This is a genomic window from Kitasatospora sp. NPDC057198 (genome assembly GCF_042670125.1).
Lineage (GTDB): Bacteria > Actinomycetota > Actinomycetes > Streptomycetales > Streptomycetaceae > Kitasatospora.
This window is the reverse complement of sequence record NZ_JBHUWH010000158.1, coordinates 1-15,688: the sequence shown is the minus strand read 5'-3', so window position 1 is coordinate 15,688 and position 15,688 is coordinate 1. Positions and strand designations below refer to the sequence as shown.

13 protein-coding genes are annotated in these 15,688 nt (G+C 73.0%); 6 read left to right on the top strand and 7 right to left on the bottom strand.

What is annotated here, in order from left to right:
* Window positions 1-504: 504 nt before the first annotated feature.
* The gene (locus tag ACFUEL_RS19240) at window positions 505-1,836 is read right to left on the bottom strand and encodes a PhoH family protein (RefSeq protein WP_380237549.1); all 1,332 of its coding nucleotides are present in this window, start codon (window positions 1,834-1,836) and stop codon (window positions 505-507) included.
* Window positions 1,837-2,047: 211 nt separating this feature from the next.
* Window positions 2,048-2,842, bottom strand: coding sequence for an isoprenyl transferase (locus tag ACFUEL_RS19235; RefSeq protein WP_380237548.1), 795 nt, complete (start codon window positions 2,840-2,842; stop codon window positions 2,048-2,050).
* Between the two features lie 336 nt (window positions 2,843-3,178).
* Between ACFUEL_RS19235 and ACFUEL_RS19230 the strand changes: the two genes are divergently transcribed.
* Window positions 3,179-4,792, top strand: a complete 1,614-nt coding sequence (locus tag ACFUEL_RS19230) for a chitinase (protein ID WP_380237547.1) — start codon at window positions 3,179-3,181, stop codon at window positions 4,790-4,792.
* 170 nt (window positions 4,793-4,962) lie between these two features.
* On the opposite strand, the gene ACFUEL_RS19225 is transcribed toward ACFUEL_RS19230, so the two are convergent.
* The gene (locus ACFUEL_RS19225) at window positions 4,963-5,463 is read right to left on the bottom strand and encodes a hypothetical protein (RefSeq protein ID WP_380237546.1); all 501 of its coding nucleotides are present in this window, start codon (window positions 5,461-5,463) and stop codon (window positions 4,963-4,965) included.
* A gap of 55 nt (window positions 5,464-5,518) precedes the next feature.
* Window positions 5,519-6,190 carry a prepilin peptidase gene (locus ACFUEL_RS19220; protein ID WP_380237545.1) on the bottom strand — a complete coding sequence of 224 codons (672 nt, stop codon included), beginning with the start codon at window positions 6,188-6,190 and terminating at the stop codon, window positions 5,519-5,521.
* Window positions 6,191-6,336: 146 nt separating this feature from the next.
* On the opposite strand from ACFUEL_RS19220, the gene ACFUEL_RS19215 reads away from it, so the two are divergent.
* Entirely contained in the window at window positions 6,337-7,551 is a 1,215-nt protein-coding gene (locus ACFUEL_RS19215; protein ID WP_380237544.1) for a pyridoxal phosphate-dependent aminotransferase, read from the top strand.
* Between the two features lie 69 nt (window positions 7,552-7,620).
* Here the strand turns inward: ACFUEL_RS19215 and ACFUEL_RS19210 are convergent, their stop codons facing one another.
* The gene (locus ACFUEL_RS19210; protein WP_380237543.1) at window positions 7,621-9,450 is read right to left on the bottom strand and encodes a phosphoenolpyruvate carboxykinase (GTP); all 1,830 of its coding nucleotides are present in this window, start codon (window positions 9,448-9,450) and stop codon (window positions 7,621-7,623) included.
* Window positions 9,451-9,714: 264 nt separating this feature from the next.
* On the opposite strand from ACFUEL_RS19210, the gene ACFUEL_RS19205 reads away from it, so the two are divergent.
* A complete protein-coding gene (locus ACFUEL_RS19205) occupies window positions 9,715-10,383 on the top strand; it encodes a hemolysin III family protein (protein WP_380237542.1) in 669 nt (222 codons plus the stop codon).
* 7 nt (window positions 10,384-10,390) lie between these two features.
* Here ACFUEL_RS19205 and ACFUEL_RS19200 read toward each other — a convergent pair whose 3' ends face one another.
* On the bottom strand, window positions 10,391-10,660 hold the full coding sequence (locus ACFUEL_RS19200; protein ID WP_380237540.1) for a hypothetical protein: 270 nt from the start codon (window positions 10,658-10,660) through the stop codon (window positions 10,391-10,393).
* Between the two features lie 213 nt (window positions 10,661-10,873).
* Between ACFUEL_RS19200 and ACFUEL_RS19195 the strand changes: the two genes are divergently transcribed.
* Window positions 10,874-12,487, top strand: a complete 1,614-nt coding sequence (locus tag ACFUEL_RS19195; protein ID WP_380237539.1) for an MFS transporter — start codon at window positions 10,874-10,876, stop codon at window positions 12,485-12,487.
* Complete coding sequence (locus tag ACFUEL_RS19190; protein ID WP_380237538.1) at window positions 12,484-13,188, top strand: TetR family transcriptional regulator; 705 nt, start codon at window positions 12,484-12,486, stop codon at window positions 13,186-13,188. The genes ACFUEL_RS19195 and ACFUEL_RS19190 overlap by 4 nt, the downstream gene beginning before the upstream one ends.
* A gap of 108 nt (window positions 13,189-13,296) precedes the next feature.
* Here ACFUEL_RS19190 and ACFUEL_RS19185 read toward each other — a convergent pair whose 3' ends face one another.
* A complete protein-coding gene (locus tag ACFUEL_RS19185; protein WP_380237537.1) occupies window positions 13,297-14,262 on the bottom strand; it encodes an NADP-dependent oxidoreductase in 966 nt (321 codons plus the stop codon).
* A gap of 83 nt (window positions 14,263-14,345) precedes the next feature.
* Here ACFUEL_RS19185 and ACFUEL_RS19180 point away from each other — a divergent pair, with 83 nt between their 5' ends.
* Window positions 14,346-15,386, top strand: a complete 1,041-nt coding sequence (locus ACFUEL_RS19180) for a GlxA family transcriptional regulator (RefSeq protein WP_380237536.1) — start codon at window positions 14,346-14,348, stop codon at window positions 15,384-15,386.
* Window positions 15,387-15,688 lie beyond the last annotated feature (302 nt).

The window sequence follows — 15,688 nt, the reverse complement described above, 5'->3', positions numbered from 1 at the left end:
TGGCCACCTCTGCCGGAGGCAGCGCCCACGACGGCACCGACGGCGGTCACCGCGGTGGCGGAGACGACAGCGACTCCCCGGACCGAGATCCGAGTCACATGGTTTCCTTCCAGCGTCGCCCGTCCTGTGACCGTACGGGCGCGTATCTGCCCCTGGCACTGGCCTCCGTCGAACGCTGGTCACGGGAGGCGCTGGCTCAACCGCCTCCCGGACGGGTGTCCCGGACTGCGACTGGATCGAGCGGCGCACGGCTCTGCGGTGTTCAGTTGTGCGCCCGCCGACCGGAGTTGCCGGGCGTGCATTGCCGTACGCGGGGCCTGACAGAACCCTCACCATGCCGCACGCGGGTATGTCTACGCAATTCCCTGTGCCGTGGCGGATCTCACAAACTTTTCGACCTGCGGCTTTGGCCGGCGGGCCGTCGAGGCGACGTCAGTTCGACTGACAGCGAAGGGGCCTGACGCTATGCGCCAGGCCCCTTTGCCCCGTTGTGTCCCGTTATGCCTAGGGCTGGATGTCCTCCAGCATCTCGGTCACCAGTGCGGCGATCGGGGAGCGCTCCGAACGCGTGAGCGTGATGTGGGCGAACAGCGGGTGGCCCTTCAGCTTCTCGACCACGGCCACCACTCCGTCGTACCGGCCGACCCGCAGGTTGTCCCGCTGGGCGACGTCGTGGGTGAGCACCACCCGGGAGTTCTGGCCGATCCGGGAGAGCACCGTGAGCAGCACGTTGCGCTCCAGCGACTGGGCCTCGTCCACGATCACGAAGGCGTCGTGCAGCGAGCGGCCGCGGATGTGGGTGAGCGGCAGCACCTCCAGCATGCCGCGGGAGATGACCTCCTCGATCACGTCCGGCGTGGTGACGGCGGAGAGGGTGTCGAAGACCGCCTGCGCCCAGGGGCCCATCTTCTCGGCCTCGCTGCCGGGCAGGTAGCCGAGCTCCTGGCCGCCGACCGCGTACAGCGGGCGGAACACCATCACCTTGCGGTGCTGGCGGCGCTCCAGGACGGCTTCGAGCCCGGCGCACAGGGCGAGCGCGGACTTGCCGGTGCCGGCCCGGCCGCCCATCGAGATGATGCCGATCTCCGGGTCGAGCAGCAGGTCGAGGGCGACCCGCTGCTCGGCGCTGCGGCCGCGCAGGCCGAACGCCTCGCGGTCGCCGCGCACCAGCTGCACCCGGCCGTCGGGGGCCACCCGGCCCAGCGCCCGGCCGCGCTCGGAGTGCAGCACCAGGCCGGTGTGCACGGGGAGCTGCTCGGCGCCCTCGACCTGCAGGGCGTGCTCCTGGCCGGCGAACAGCTGGTCCACCTGGTCGGCGGGGACGTGCAGTTCGGTCATGCCCGTCCAGCCGGAGGTGATCGCCAGCTCGGCCCGGTACTCCTCGGCCAGCAGGCCGACCGAGCTCGCCTTGATCCGCAGCGGCAGGTCCTTGGAGACGACGGTGACGTCGTAGCCCTCGGCCTGCAGGTTGCGGGCCACCGCGAGGATCCGGGTGTCCGCCTCGCCGCCGCCGACCCGGTAGCCGGCCGGGAGGATCGAGGTGTCCGAGTGGTTCAGCTCGACCCGGATGGTGCCGCCGAGCTCGCCGACCGGGATCGGTTCGTCCAGCCGCCCGTGCCGGACCCGGTAGTCGTCGAGCATCCGCAGCGCCTGACGGGCGAAGTAGCCCAGCTCCGGGTGGTGCCGCTTGGCCTCCAACTCCGTCACCACGACGACCGGGAGGACCACCTCGTGCTCCTCGAATCGCGTCATCGCGAGGGGGTCGGCCAGGAGCACGCTGGTGTCGAGGACGTACGTGCGCCGGTCAGGTGTCCGGCGGCTCTTGGAACTGACCACTAGCCCTCCAGAGCGGGTGACCCGACGTCACCCGCGGCCCACCGGTCCCCGCGGCCCCGCTGGCCGGGGGGACGGTCTGAAGGGAGTGTTCCCAGGCGAGGGGCCCCGCATTCGCGCCGGAGCGAACGGCGGGATCACCACGGGTGAACGTTTTCCCACCCGTCCCGGGGGTAGGTGGACCTGACCCGCGGTCAGCGCCCCCGGCCCGCGGTCAGCGCCCCATCCGCCGGTTGCGCAGCTGGTAGTCGCGCAGCGCCCGGAGGAAGTCGACCTTCCGGAAGGCCGGCCAGTACGCCTCGCAGAAGTAGAACTCGCTGTGCGCGGACTGCCAGAGCAGGAAACCGGACAGCCGCTGCTCGCCGGAGGTGCGGATCACCAGGTCCGGGTCGGGCTGCCCCTTGGTGTAGAGGTGCTCGGCGATGTGCTCGACGTCCAGGACCTCGGCGAGCTCCTCGATCGAGGTGCCGCGGCCGGCGTGCTCCTGGAGCAGCGAGCGGACGGCGTCGGCGATCTCCTGGCGGCCGCCGTAGCCGATCGCCACGTTGACGGTCAGCCCGTCGACGTGCTCGGTCTCCTGGGCGGCCTGCTTGAGCACCCCGGCGGTGCGGGCGGGCAGCAGGTCGAGGGCGCCTACCGGGTGGACCTTCCAGCGGCCGGCCCCGGCCAGGCCCTGGACGGTGTCCTCGATGATGCCGAGCAGCGGGACGAGCTCCCCGGCGGGACGGGCCAGGTTGTCGGTGGAGAGCATCCACAGGGTGACCACCCGGACCTCGGTCTCCTCGCACCAGCCCAGGAACTCGCTGATCTTGTCGGCGCCGCGCTGGTGCCCGTAGGCGGTGGTGCCGCCGGTGGCCTTGGCCCAGCGCCGGTTGCCGTCCAGGATCACGCCGATGTGGTGCGGGGTGTTCGCCAGGTGCACCTCGACCCGGCGGCCGTAGAGCCGGTACGCCCGGTCCAGCAGGGTGCGCAGCCCCGGCGTCCGTTCCACCACATCGCGCAGACCCATCGTGAACGGCCTCTCCGTACTGGTTGCTCCGGGTGCGAAATCCCTGCGGCAGCCTACTCCGCCCGGGTTTACCGGCAGCAAAACCGCAGGTACCGGTCTTGTCACGGTGCGCGCACGGGACAAGCTACGGAACGGTATCCGAATCCTTAAACCGCCCCTAAACCGGATTCCGGGTCTTGACGCTCGCCATTGGTCTAGTCCAGCGTGTGGTCAGCACCACAGCGGACCCTCCCCCACGCGGAGCCGCCGCGACCCCCACCGCGGCGGCTCTCCTCCGACCTCCCCAGCGTGCCTCCCCACACCCCGTACCCCCACTCCCCTGCACTGGAGCCTGTCATGGCCCGTACCCTGCAGCAGCCGTCCCACCGGCGCCGCAACAAGATGCCCGCGGTCCTCGCCACCGCCACCGCGATCGCCCTGGCCGGCACCGGCCTCGCGCTGACCGCGGGCGGCGCGAACGCCGCCGTCGGCAACCTGGTCAACAACGGCGGCTTCGACTCCGGCCTGGCCGGCTGGTCCTGCGTCGGCAGCACCGCCGCGGTCTCCACCCCCGTGCACTCGGGCACCGGCGCGCTGGCCGCCACCCCCGGCGCGGGCGACACCGCCGAGTGCACCCAGACCGTCTCCGTCCTCCCCAACACGTCCTACACGCTGAACGGCTGGGTCCAGGGCCAGTACGTCTACCTGGGCGCCCGCGGCACCGGCGGCACCGACCCGTCCACCTGGTCGGCGCAGAGCGCCTGGAACCAGCTGAACACCAGCTTCACCACCGGCGCCAACACCACCAGCGTCACCCTGTACGTGCACGGGTGGTACGGCCAGCCCACCTACTACGCGGACGACATCCAGCTGATCGGGCCGGGCGGCACCGCCTCCCCGACCCCGTCCGCCACTCCGGCCTCGCCGTCGGCCTCCGCCTCGCCGTCCAGGAGCGCCTCGCCGTCCGCGTCGGCCTCCCCCTCGCGGAGCGCCTCCCCGTCGGCCTCCGCCTCGGCGTCCTCCTCGCCGTCGCCGTCCGCCTCGTCGAGCACCGGCAACCCGCCGTCGAACAGCACCCTGCCGAAGCACGTCCTGACCGGCTACTGGCAGAACTTCGACAACGGCTCGACCGTGCAGAAGCTGCGCGACGTGCAGTCCGCGTACGACATCATCGCGGTCTCCTTCGCCGACGCGACCACCACCCAGGGCGCGATCTCCTTCACCCTGGACCCGGCGCTGGCCACCAAGCTCGGCGGCTACACCGACGCCGACTTCAAGGCCGACATCGCCGCCAAGCACGCGGCCGGCAAGAAGGTCGTCCTCTCCATCGGCGGCCAGAACGGCGCCATCTCGGTCGGCAGCTCCGCCGCCGCCACCGCGTTCTCCGACTCGGCCTACAAGCTGATCCAGCAGTACGGCTTCGACGGCATCGACGTCGACCTGGAGAACGGCGTCAACTCCACCTACATGGCGCAGGCGCTGCACACCCTGGCGGCCAAGGTCGGCCCGAACTTCATCCTGACCATGGCGCCCGAGACCATCGGCATGTACTCCACCGCCGGTGCGTACTTCCAGCTGGCGCTCGCCACCAAGGACATCCTGACCGTCGTCAACACCCAGTTCTACAACTCGGGCGGCATGAACGGCTGCGACGGCAAGGTGTACACCCAGGGCACCATCGACTTCATCACCGCGCAGGTCTGCACCCACATCCAGGGCGGTCTGCGTCCGGACCAGGTCGGCATCGGCGTCCCGGCCTCCACCAAGGCGGCGGGCGGCGGCTACGTCAACTCCACCGTGGTGAACAACGCGCTGGACTGCCTGGCCACCGGCAACCACTGCGGCAGCTTCGTCCCGCCGGCCAAGTGGCCGACCATCCGCGGCGCGATGACCTGGTCGACCAACTGGGACGCCAACAACGGCAACGACTTCTCCAACAACGTCGGCGCCTTCGCGCACAACATGCAGTAGCACCAGAGCCAGTGCACCGCTCCTTGAGGGTGGGGTAGGTGCACGCACAGGGGCCCGCCGTACCGCTGGGGTACGGCGGGCCCCGCCCATTTCCGGCCCGGCCGGCCCGGCCGTGTCCCGTCCGGCCGTGTCCCGCCCGGTCGGACGGCCCGGTCAGCTGGTCGGCCCGGTCAGCCGGCCGGGCGCTGCAGCCCCGGGCCGCGGGCGGCGGCCGCCAGCGCCACCAGCGCGGCCACCACCGTGAGGTACCCGCCGGGGCTCAGCGACGGGGCGTACCGGCCCGCGTCGTCCAGCGCCCGGTACAGCTCCTCCAGGGCCACCGCGGCGGCGCCGAACAGGACGAGGGCCGGCAGCAGCGCCGTCCCGGCCAGCCGGACGCCCGGCGCGAACAGCCACAGCACCGACAGCACGGCCAGCGCGATGCCGCTCCACTGCACCACCTGCATGGCGGTCACCGCGTGGTCGATCGGGCCGTCCCCGACGTCGTCGGCGTGGTCGATGAACTCGAAGGCCGAGATGGTCTGCCCGCCCCGGCCGACCCAGGGCAGCGCGAGCGCCCCCACGGCCAGCACCGCCGACACGAGCATCAGCAGGGCGTTGATGCGGACCCGGTCAGGACCGGGACGGGCCGCCGGACTCCCCGGCGACTGGTACTGCCAATCCGATGCCATGGCCCGATGGTGGGGCCACCCGCCTTTCCTCGCAAGGGAATTGACGCCCCGTCGGTCAGCTTCCGGCCGCCGCCAGCACCGCCGCCAGGGTGCCCAGCAGCATCGCCGGGCCGAACGCCAGCTCGCTGCGCCGCCCGGCCCGGCGCAGCACCAGCAGCGCCACCGCCCACAGCGCGGCGAGCACCCAGGTGTAGAGGAGGCCCGCGTACACCGCCCGCCAGCTCGCCAGGCCCAGGACGGCGCCCAGGCTGGGCGCCAGTTTGACGTCGCCCAGGCCCATCGGGCCCAGCAGCGCCAGCAGCAGGTAGAGCAGTCCGAGGCCGCCGGCCGCCAGCGCGCAGCGCCGCCACACCGCCGGGTCGTGGTCGGTGAGCGGCACCAGCACGGCGGTGCCCAGGAACAGCGGCAGGGTCAGCGCGTCCGGCAGCCGCTTCACCGCGGCGTCCACGAAGCCCAGCACGGTGCCGAACAGGGCCAGCCACACCAGGACCGGCAGCCAGCGGGCGGGCGCCCAGGCGCCCAGGGCCGCGCCGAGCGCCGCGGCGGCCGCCTCGACGGCCAGCGGCGGCGGGCCGAGCAGCTCGCCGTGCCGGACGCACCGGCCGAGCGGGGTGGGCAGGCAGGCGCGCGGCGGTTCGCCGGACGGCACCGCGAAGCGCGTCACCGCCGCCCGCAGCGGCGCGCCCGCGAGCAGTCCGAGCAGGGCTCCGAGCACTGCCCCGAACATCCGGCCCTCCCCCGGTCGGTCCTCCGCTGTCGGTCCGACACTGCCGGTCCGCCGCGACCCTACCGCCCGGGGCGGTTCGCCCGTCCGTGTCCAGGTGGCGAACAGCACTCGGTGATCGGCGTTACGCGGCCGTAAAGTAGGCGGGTATGCAGGTCATCCAGTCCAGCAAGCTCGCCAATGTCTGCTACGACATCCGCGGTCCGGTACTCGACGAGGCGATGCGGCTGGAGGAGCAGGGCCACCGCATCCTGAAGCTGAACACCGGCAACCCCGCCGCGTTCGGCTTCGAGGCCCCGCCCGAGATCCTCCAGGACATCCTCCGCAACCTCAACTCCGCGCACGGCTACGGCGATTCGAAGGGCCTGCTGTCGGCCCGGCGCGCCGTGGTCATGCACTACGAGGAGCGCGGCCTGCACGGGCTGTCGGTCGAGGACGTCTACCTGGGCAACGGCGTCTCCGAGCTGATCCAGCTCGCCATGACCGCGCTGCTCGACGACGGCGACGAGGTGCTCGTCCCGGCGCCCGACTACCCGCTGTGGACGGCCTCGGTGTCGCTGGCCGGCGGCACCGCGGTGCATTACCGCTGCGACGAGCAGGCCGAGTGGTACCCGGACCTGGCCGACATCGCCGCGAAGATCACCGACCGCACCCGGGCGATCGTGGTGATCAACCCGAACAACCCCACCGGCGCGGTGTACCCGCGCGAGCTGCTGGAGGGGATCGCCGAACTCGCCCGCCGGCACCGGCTGGTGGTCTACGCGGACGAGATCTACGACAAGATCCTCTACGACGGCGTGGAGCACACCCCGCTGGCCACCCTGGCGCCGGACCTGTTCTGCGTCACCTTCAACGGCATGTCCAAGTCGTACCGGGTGGCGGGCTTCCGCTCCGGCTGGATGGTGCTCTCCGGCGACCGGCACCGGGCCCGCTCCTACATCGAGGGCCTGAACGTGCTCGCCTCGATGCGGCTGTGCGCCAACATGCCCGCCCAGCACGCGGTGGCCGCGGCGCTCGGCGGCCGGCAGTCCATCCGGGACCTCATCCTGCCCGGCGGCCGGCTGCTCGCCTCCCGGGACGCCGCATACAAGCTGCTGAACGAGATCCCCGGCGTCTCCTGCGTGAAGCCGAAGGGCGCGCTGTACGCCTTCCCGCGGCTGGACCCGCAGGTCTACAAGATCAAGGACGACGCGCAGATGGTGCTGGACCTGCTGCGCTCGCAGCGGATCCTGATCGTCCAGGGCACCGGCTTCAACTGGCCCGACCCGGACCACTTCCGGCTGGTCACCCTGCCCCGGCCGGAGGACATCACGGACGCGGTCACCCGGATCGGCGACTTCCTGGCCGGCTACGCGCAGCCGTAGCGGCCCCGGGAACGACGACGCCCCGCGCCCCTTCCGGGACGCGGGGCGAACGTTTCGCCGCCTGCCGGGTCAGTCGCCCAGGCGCTTGACCAGCGCCCGGTACTCGTCCCACAGCTCGCTCGGCGTGTGGGTGCCGAACAGCTCCAGGTGGGCCGGGACGAGCGCGGCCTCCTGCTTCCAGATCTCCCTGTCGACGGTGAACAGCAGCTCGCGGTCGGCGTCGGAGAGCTCCAGCCCGGCCAGGTCGAAGCCGTCGACCTCGGGCAGCACGCCGATCGGCGTCTCGACGCCCGCCGCGGTGCCCTCCAGCCGCTCGACGATCCACTTCAGGACGCGGCTGTTCTCGCCGTAGCCGGGCCACACGAACTGGCCGTCGGCGTTCTTCCGGAACCAGTTGACGTAGTAGATCTTCGGCAGCTTGGCGGCGTCCGCGTCGGCGCCGACCTTCAGCCAGTGCGCGAAGTAGTCGCCCATGTTGTAGCCGCAGAACGGCAGCATGGCGAACGGGTCGCGGCGCAGCTCGCCGACGGTGCCCTCGGCGGCGGCGGTCTTCTCGGAGGCGATGTTGGCGCCGAGGAAGACGCCGTGCTGCCAGTCGAAGGACTCGGTGACCAGCGGGACGGCGGTGGCCCGGCGGCCGCCGAACAGGATCGCCGAGATCGGGACGCCGGCCTGGTCCTCCCACTCGGGGGCGATGGTCGGGCACTGCGCGGCGGGGACGGCGAACCGCGCGTTGGGGTGGGCGGCGGGGGTGCCGGACGCGGGCGTCCAGTCGTCGCCGCGCCAGTCGGTGAGGTGCGCGGGCGGCTCCTCGGTGAGGCCCTCCCACCACACGTCGCCGTCGTCGGTGAGCGCGACGTTGGTGAAGACGGTGTTGCCCCACAGGGTCTTGATCGCGTTGGCGTTGGTGTCCTCGCCGGTGCCGGGGGCGACGCCGAAGAACCCGGCCTCCGGGTTGATCGCGTAGAGCCGGCCGTCGGCGCCGAACCGCATCCAGGCGATGTCGTCGCCGATCGTCTCGACCTTCCAGCCGGGGATCGTCGGCTGGAGCATCGCCAGGTTGGTCTTGCCGCAGGCGGACGGGAACGCGGCGGCCACGTACTTCACCTCGCCGGAGGGCGGGGTGAGCTTGAGGACCAGCATGTGCTCGGCCAGCCAGCCCTCGTCGCGGGCCATGGTGGAGGCGATCCGCAGCGCGTAGCACTTCTTGCCGAGCAGGGCGTTGCCGCCGTAGCCGGAGCCGTACGACCAGATCTCCCGGGTCTCCGGGAAGTGCGAGATGTACTTGGTGCTGTTGCAGGGCCACGGCACGTCGTCCTGGCCCTCGGCGAGCGGGGCGCCGACCGTGTGCACGGCCTTGACGAACTCGCCGTCCTCGCCGAGCTGGTCGAGCACGGCCTGCCCCATCCGGGTCATCACGCGCATCGAGACGGCGACGTACGCGGAGTCGGTGATCTCGACGCCGTAGGCGGCCAGCGGGGAGCCGACCGGGCCCATCGAGAACGGCACCACGTACATGGTGCGGCCGCGCATCGCGCCGCGGAACAGGCCGTCCTCGCCCTGGAAGACCTCCCGCATCTCGGCAGGGGCCTTCCAGTGGTTGGTCGGGCCGGCGTCCTGCTCGCGCTCGGAGCAGATGAAGGTGCGGTCCTCGACGCGGGCGACGTCGGACGGGTCGGAGGCCGCGTAGTAGGAGTTGGGTCGCTTGGTCTCGTCGAGCTTGGTGAAGGTGCCCTGGGCGACGAGCTGCTCGGCGAGGCGGTGGTACTCCTCCTCCGAGCCGTCGCACCAGACGACGCGGTCCGGCCGGGTGAGGTCGGCAATCTCGTTGACCCAGTCCACCAGGCGCTGGTGGCGGGTGGGCGCGGACTCGGCGAGTGCAGAGATCTGAGGCGGCACGATCGCTCCGTTTCACACCATCTCGGCCAGGAGACGGCTTCGCGGGGGTTGAGGGTGGTTACACGGTAGACCCGGTCGGACTCCCCTTCTTCATCACTTCGGCGCTATTGGCGAGATCTTTACTCCATGGCGTCCGGTTTCGTGGTCTCCGTGTGCCCCACGCATGCCCGGGAGAGACCTTGATCACGCAACCTCATTTGTCCAATGAGGACAAAAGTGAGAGTGGCCACTTAACTACGCGCGGGTAACCTACGGTTCCGTAAGATGCTGCCCATGACCGCGGATGCACTGGAGCTCGTGAAGCCCAAGTGGCGTGGCTGGCTGCACGCCGGAATGTTCCCGGCCGCCCTGGCCGCCGGAATCGTGTTGATCTGCCTGGCCGACTCGACGGCGGCGCGGGTCGCCTGCGTCGTCTACTCGGTGAGCGCCTGGATGCTGTTCGGGGTGAGCGCGGTCTACCACCGCTTCACCTGGGGCCCGCGCGGCGAGGCGGTGCTGCGCCGGCTCGACCACGCCAACATCTTCCTGATCATCGCCGGAACGTACACCCCGTTCACCATGCTGCTGCTGGACGGCGCGCGGCAGCAGGTGCTGCTGTGGCTGGTGTGGGGCGGCGCGCTGGCCGGGATCGCGTTCCGGGTGTTCTGGGTCGGCGCGCCGCGCTGGCTCTACACCCCGTGCTACGTCGCCCTCGGCTGGGCAGCGGTGTTCTTCCTGCCGGACTTCCTGCACAAGGGCGGCCCGGCCGTGCTGACGCTGATCATCGTCGGCGGCGCGCTCTACACGATCGGCGGGGTGGTCTACGGCCTCAAGCGCCCCGACCCGTCACCGCGCTGGTTCGGCTTCCACGAGGTGTTCCACGCCCTCACCCTGGGCGCCTTCATCGTGCAGTACGTGGGGGTCTCGCTGGTGGCGTACAGCGCCACCACCTGAACCCCGCTCAGCGACGAACCGGCTGGGCCTTGGTCTCCAGCCGCTCCCGGGCCCGACGGCAGCGCTCGCAGTGCGCCGCGTCGGGCCCTTCGCCTGCCGTCCGCCGGTGGGCCCGCCCCCGGAAGCGGTAGCCGACCCAGGCCATCACCGCCAGCACCTCGACCGCGGAGACCGCCCACACCAGGCGGGCCCCGCCGACCAGGTACCCGGCTATGACGGCCAGCGCGGCCAGCACACCGACCACGCCGCCCCAGAACCGCGCCGCGCCGTACTCCATCGACAAACCTCCCGCCGGCCGACAGGTCTTCTGACACCCCATCAGAGAACTCCCCACCTACGGTGACATGTTCAGCACCCTGCGAGGGCGAACGGGGGATCAACAACGCGTCAACAACAGAGGCGGGGATCCCGCAGGCCGCTCTTCGCTTGACGGTCGCTCTCTTTTGAGAGTTACTGTCATTCGAGAGATGCAGCCATTCGGAGGTCCGCCATGCCCGCACCCCAAGCCCTGCCCCAAGCCCCGCCCCACCCGCGCCGCTGGATCGCCCTGGTCGCGGTCGCGCTCAGCGTGCTCGTCATCGGCTTCGACATCACCGTGCTGAACGTCGCCCTGCCCGACCTGGCCCGGCAGTTGGAGATCGGCACCGGGCAGCAGCAGTGGATCGTCGACGCCTACTCGGTGGTGTTCGCCGCCGCCCTGCTGCCCGCCGGACTGCTCGGCGACCGCTTCGGCCGCCGCCGCACCCTGGTCCTCGGCCTCGCCCTGTTCGGCGCGGCCTCGCTGCTCGGCACGCTCGCCACCGGCCCCGGCGAACTGATCGCCGCCCGGACGGTGATGGGCCTGGCCGCCGCGTTCGTGATGCCGATGTCGATGGCGATCGTCCCCGCCGTCTTCCCGCCCGCCGAACAGCGCCGCGCCACCGCCCTGCTGACCACCATGACCGCGATCGGCGTCCCGCTCGGCCCGATCGTCGGCGGGCTGCTGCTGCGCCACTACTGGTGGGGCTCGATCTTCCTGGTCAACGTGCCGCTGGTGCTGCTGGGCACCGTCGCCTGCCTGCTGCTGCTCCCCGAGTCCGCCGACCCGGCCGCGCCCCGGCTCGACCCGCTCGCCGCGCTCCTCGCCGTCACCGGCCTGTCCGCGCTGACCTGGGGCGTCATCGAGGGCGGCGACCTCGGCTGGGACGACGCCCGGGTGCTCGGCGCACTGGCCGGCTCCCTGCTCGCGCTGGCCTGGCTGGTGCGGCGCAGCGCCCGCCGGGAGCACCCGATGCTGGACCTGCGGCTGCTCGCCGAACCGGTGTTCCGCTGGTGCGCCGTCGCCGTCACCCTGGTCTCGGTCGTCCTGCTCGGCGGCTTCTTCGTGCTGCCCGCCTACTTCCAGAGCGTGCTGGGCACCGACGCGCTCGGCAGCGGGCTGCGCCTGATGCCGATGATGGGCGGCCTGCTGGTCGCCTCCCGGCTCGGCGAACGGCTGGTGCGCCGCTTCGCCCCGCGCGGGGTGATCAGCGCCGGACTGGCACTGACCGCCCTCGCCCTGCTGCTCGGCAGCCGCACCTCGGCCGGCGACGGCTACGGCTGGACGGCGCTGTGGCTGCCGCTGTTCGGCGCCGGCCTCGGCCTGGTGCTGATCACCGCGACCGCCTCCGCGCTGCTCCTGCTGCCGCCCGCCCGCGCCGGGGTCGGCTCCGGCCTGGTCCAGACGCTCCGCCAGGTCGGCGGCGCGGTCGGCGTCGCCGTCTTCGGCGCCCTGCTCGCCGCCGGGTACCGCGACCGGCTCGACACCGGCGGCGTGCCCGACCCGGCCGCGCGGCTGGCCCGCGGCTCGGTGACCGCCGCCGACGCGGTCGCCGCCCGGCTCGGCGACCCGGCGCTGGCCGCCTCCGCGCACGGCGCCTACCTGCACGGCATGACGCTGGTGATGCTGGTCGCCGGGATCCTCTCCGCCCTCTCCGCCGTCCTGGTCGCGGCCCGGATGCCCGGCACCGACCCGGCGGCCGCGCCCGGCCCGGACCCCGCCCCGGTGCCCGCCGCCCCGGCGCCCGGCGGTCCGGTGCGGCCGGTGGCCGCGGCGGCGGGCGATCCCGGAGAATCGTCGGCATGACCACCCCGCGCAGCGCCCGGCCCCGACCGTCCGACTCCTCCCCCGACGCGCCCGGTGCGACCGGTGCGACCGGTGCGACCGGTGTGCCCGGTTCGCTGGAGGAGCTGGCCGCGGCCCCGCTGTCGCTGCGCGAGCGCAAGAAGCTGAAGACCCGTCAGGCCCTGCGCCGGGAGGCGCTGCGGCTCTTCGCCGAGCAGGGCTGGGAGGCCACCACCGTCGACCAGATCGCGGCCGCGGCGGAGGTCTCCCCGTCCACCTTCTTCCGGTACTTCCCGGCCAAGGAGGACCTGCTGCTCACCGACGAGTACGACCCGCTGATGGCCGACGCGATCCGGGCCCGCCCGGCGGACGAGCCCTTCCTGACCTCCGCCCGCCTGGTGCTGGTCGGGCTGATCCGGCGGATGCTCGCCGAACAGGAGCGCACCGAGCTGTACGAGCGGATGCGGCTGGCCTCCTCCGTCCCGTCCGTCCGGGTCCGCATGCTGGAGGGCTCCGGCCAGCCGCGCGGCATGCTGCTCGACCTGCTCGCCGAACGGACCGGCCTGGACCCCGCCGCCCTCGAACTGCGGATCACCGCCGCCGCGATCTCCGCCGCGCTCACCGAGACCTCGCTGTACTGGGCCGACCGCGGCGGGCAGGACGACCTCGCCGACCTGCTCGACCAGGCGCTGGGGCACCTCCAGGAGCTCGGCGCGCGCTGACGGGGGCCGGGCCGGGGCCGCCCAGGTCCGGCCCGCCGCGGCGGGGGTGCCGTGGGGGGCCGGGGCCGTGGGGGCCGGGGGCCGTGGGGGCCGAGGGCCGCGGGGGGGTCAGTCCACCAGCAGCACCAGCTTGCCCGCCACCCGCCCGCCGTCGCCCACCTCGTGCGCCTTGGCGGCGTCGGCCAGCGGGAACGTCCCGGCGATCTCGGCCCGCAGCAGGCCGCGCTCGGCGAGCCCGGCGACCTCCGTCATGCCCGCGTGGTCGGCCTCCACCAGCAGCATCGAGGTCCGCACCCCGAGCCGGGCCGCCTCCTCGGCCAGCCCCTCGGCCGGGAACGGCAGGATCGACACCAGCAGCCCGCCCCGGCGCAGCGTGCGCAGCGAACGCAGCTGGTACTCGCCGCCGATGGTGTCCAGCACGACGTCGACGTCGCGCACCGCCTCGGCGAAGTCGACCTCCCGGTAGTCGACCGGCTCGTCCACCCCGATCCGGCGCAGGAACCCGTGCTTGCCCGCGCTGGCGGTGCCGATCACGTACGCGCCGCGGGCCTTGGCGATCTGCACCGCCAGGTGCCCGACCCCGCCGGCCGCGGCGTGCACCAGCACCCGGTCCCCGGCCCGCACCCGCGCGGTGTCCACCAGCGCCTGCCAGGCCGTCAGCGCGGCCAGCGGCAGCGCGCCCGCCTGCACCACGTCCAGCGAGGCGGGGCGGCGGACGAAGGCGCGGGCCGGGCCGACCACGTACTCGGCGTGCGAGCCGGCCCCGTGCGGGTAGGGCAGCATGCCGAACACCTCGTCGCCCGGCGCGAACAGGGTCACGCCGAGGCCGACCGCCTCGACCGTGCCCGCCGCGTCCCAGCCCAGTACGAACGGGGGCCGGCCGAGGAAGGCGCCGGTCTGCCGGTGCTTCCAGTCGGTCGGGTTCAGGCCGGCCGCCCGCACCCGGACCAGCACCTCGCTCGGGCCCGGCTGCGGGCGGGGGCGCTCCACCACCCGCAGCACCTCGGGGCCGCCGAGGACGTCCTGGCTGATCGCGCGCATCGTGGGCGGCTGGTTCGTCGTGTCGATCGTCATGCCCCCAGCCTGCGGGGAGCGGCCGGGCCGCCGCGAGTGGCAAGATGGTCACCGTCCGATGGGATCCTGCCAGGAGGTCCGCCATGGCCACCGCTCCGCCGACCACCCCGCCGACCGACCCGCTGTGCGCCCCGCCGTCCGCCTCCCGGCCCGAGCCCGGCCCCACGGCCACCCACGCGGCCGCCCCGCACCGGGTCGCCGTGCTCGCCCCGGACGGCGTGTACCCGTTCGAACTGGGCATCCCCAGGCGGGTGTTCGGCAGCACCGACGGCCTCTACCGGGTCTCCACCTGCACTCTCGACGGCCGGCCCGTCCGCACCGACGCCGACTTCACCCTCGTCCCCGACCACGGGCCCGAGATCCTCGCCGAGGCCGACACCGTGGTCGTCCCGCCGTTCGCGCCCGTCCCCACCACCGCCGCGCCCGACCCCGCCGTCACCGCTGCGCTCGCCCGGCTCCGGCCCGGCACCCGGCTGATCTCGATCTGCACCGGCGCCTACCTGCTCGCCGCCGCCGGGCTCCTCGACGACCGGCCCGCCACCACCCACTGGGCCCTCGCCGACCACTTCCGCTCCCTCTTCCCGCGCGTCCGGCTCGACCCCGACGTGCTGTTCGTCGACGACGGCGACCTGCTCACCTCGGCCGGCGCCGCCGCGGGCGTCGACCTCTTCCTGCACGTCCTGCGCCGCGACCACGGCAGCGCCGTCGCCAACCGGGCCGCCCGGCTCTGCGTCGTCCCGCCCTGGCGCGACGGCGGCCAGGCCCAGTACATCGAACGCCCCGTCCCCGTCCCCGGCAGCACCGGCACCGCCCCCACCCGCGACTGGGCCCTCGCCCGGCTCCACCACCCGCTCACCCTCGCCGAACTCGCCGCCCACGCCGCCATGAGCACCCGCACCTTCGCCCGCCGCTTCCAGGAGGAGACCGGCCAGAGCCCCGGCCGCTGGCTCACCCAGCAGCGCATCGCCCTGGCCCGCCACCTGCTGGAGGCCACCGACCTCACCGTCGAACAGATCGCCACCCGCGTCGGCTTCGCCAACCCCGTCTCACTCCGCCAACACCTGCACACCGCGATCGGCGTCTCCCCCCTCACCTACCGCCGTACCTTCGCAGGCAGCTCCTGACCCGCCCCGCCAGGGGCCCGGGAACGCCTCGATCCGTGCCGCACAGCGGCCCCTTCAGGGGCCCGGGGAACGGCGGGTCCGAGCTGCTGTCGGCCGGAGCCCACCGGAAAGTCCGTGCTGCTGCGTGCCTTTGAAGCACAGCAGCCCGAAGCGGCCGCAGGCCACGTCCCCGAACCTGCGGCCGCCCCGGGCCCCTACTCCCTGCGGCTAGACGAGTAGTTCCGAAGTCGGTCAGTGGTCGTAGGCGATCAGGGAGCGGGTGACGGGTCGGCCGGTGGTTCGGTTGTGCCAGATCGCGCACG

Bases quoted from the DNA above. Each gene is read 5' to 3' on its own strand.
- ACFUEL_RS19205 (WP_380237542.1), top strand. From the start codon at position 9,715: ATGCTGCCCATGACCGCGGATGCACTGGAGCTCGTGAAGCCCAAGTGG.
- ACFUEL_RS19215 (WP_380237544.1), top strand. From the start codon at position 6,337: ATGCAGGTCATCCAGTCCAGCAAGCTCGCCAATGTCTGCTACGACATC.
- ACFUEL_RS19200 (WP_380237540.1), bottom strand. From the start codon at position 10,660: ATGGAGTACGGCGCGGCGCGGTTCTGGGGCGGCGTGGTCGGTGTGCTG.
- ACFUEL_RS19230 (WP_380237547.1), top strand. From the start codon at position 3,179: ATGGCCCGTACCCTGCAGCAGCCGTCCCACCGGCGCCGCAACAAGATG.
- ACFUEL_RS19180 (WP_380237536.1), top strand. From the start codon at position 14,346: ATGGCCACCGCTCCGCCGACCACCCCGCCGACCGACCCGCTGTGCGCC.
- ACFUEL_RS19220 (WP_380237545.1), bottom strand. From the start codon at position 6,190: ATGTTCGGGGCAGTGCTCGGAGCCCTGCTCGGACTGCTCGCGGGCGCG.
- ACFUEL_RS19195 (WP_380237539.1), top strand. From the start codon at position 10,874: ATGCCCGCACCCCAAGCCCTGCCCCAAGCCCCGCCCCACCCGCGCCGC.
- ACFUEL_RS19235 (WP_380237548.1), bottom strand. From the start codon at position 2,842: ATGGGTCTGCGCGATGTGGTGGAACGGACGCCGGGGCTGCGCACCCTG.
- ACFUEL_RS19190 (WP_380237538.1), top strand. From the start codon at position 12,484: ATGACCACCCCGCGCAGCGCCCGGCCCCGACCGTCCGACTCCTCCCCC.
- ACFUEL_RS19185 (WP_380237537.1), bottom strand. From the start codon at position 14,262: ATGACGATCGACACGACGAACCAGCCGCCCACGATGCGCGCGATCAGC.
- ACFUEL_RS19225 (WP_380237546.1), bottom strand. From the start codon at position 5,463: ATGGCATCGGATTGGCAGTACCAGTCGCCGGGGAGTCCGGCGGCCCGT.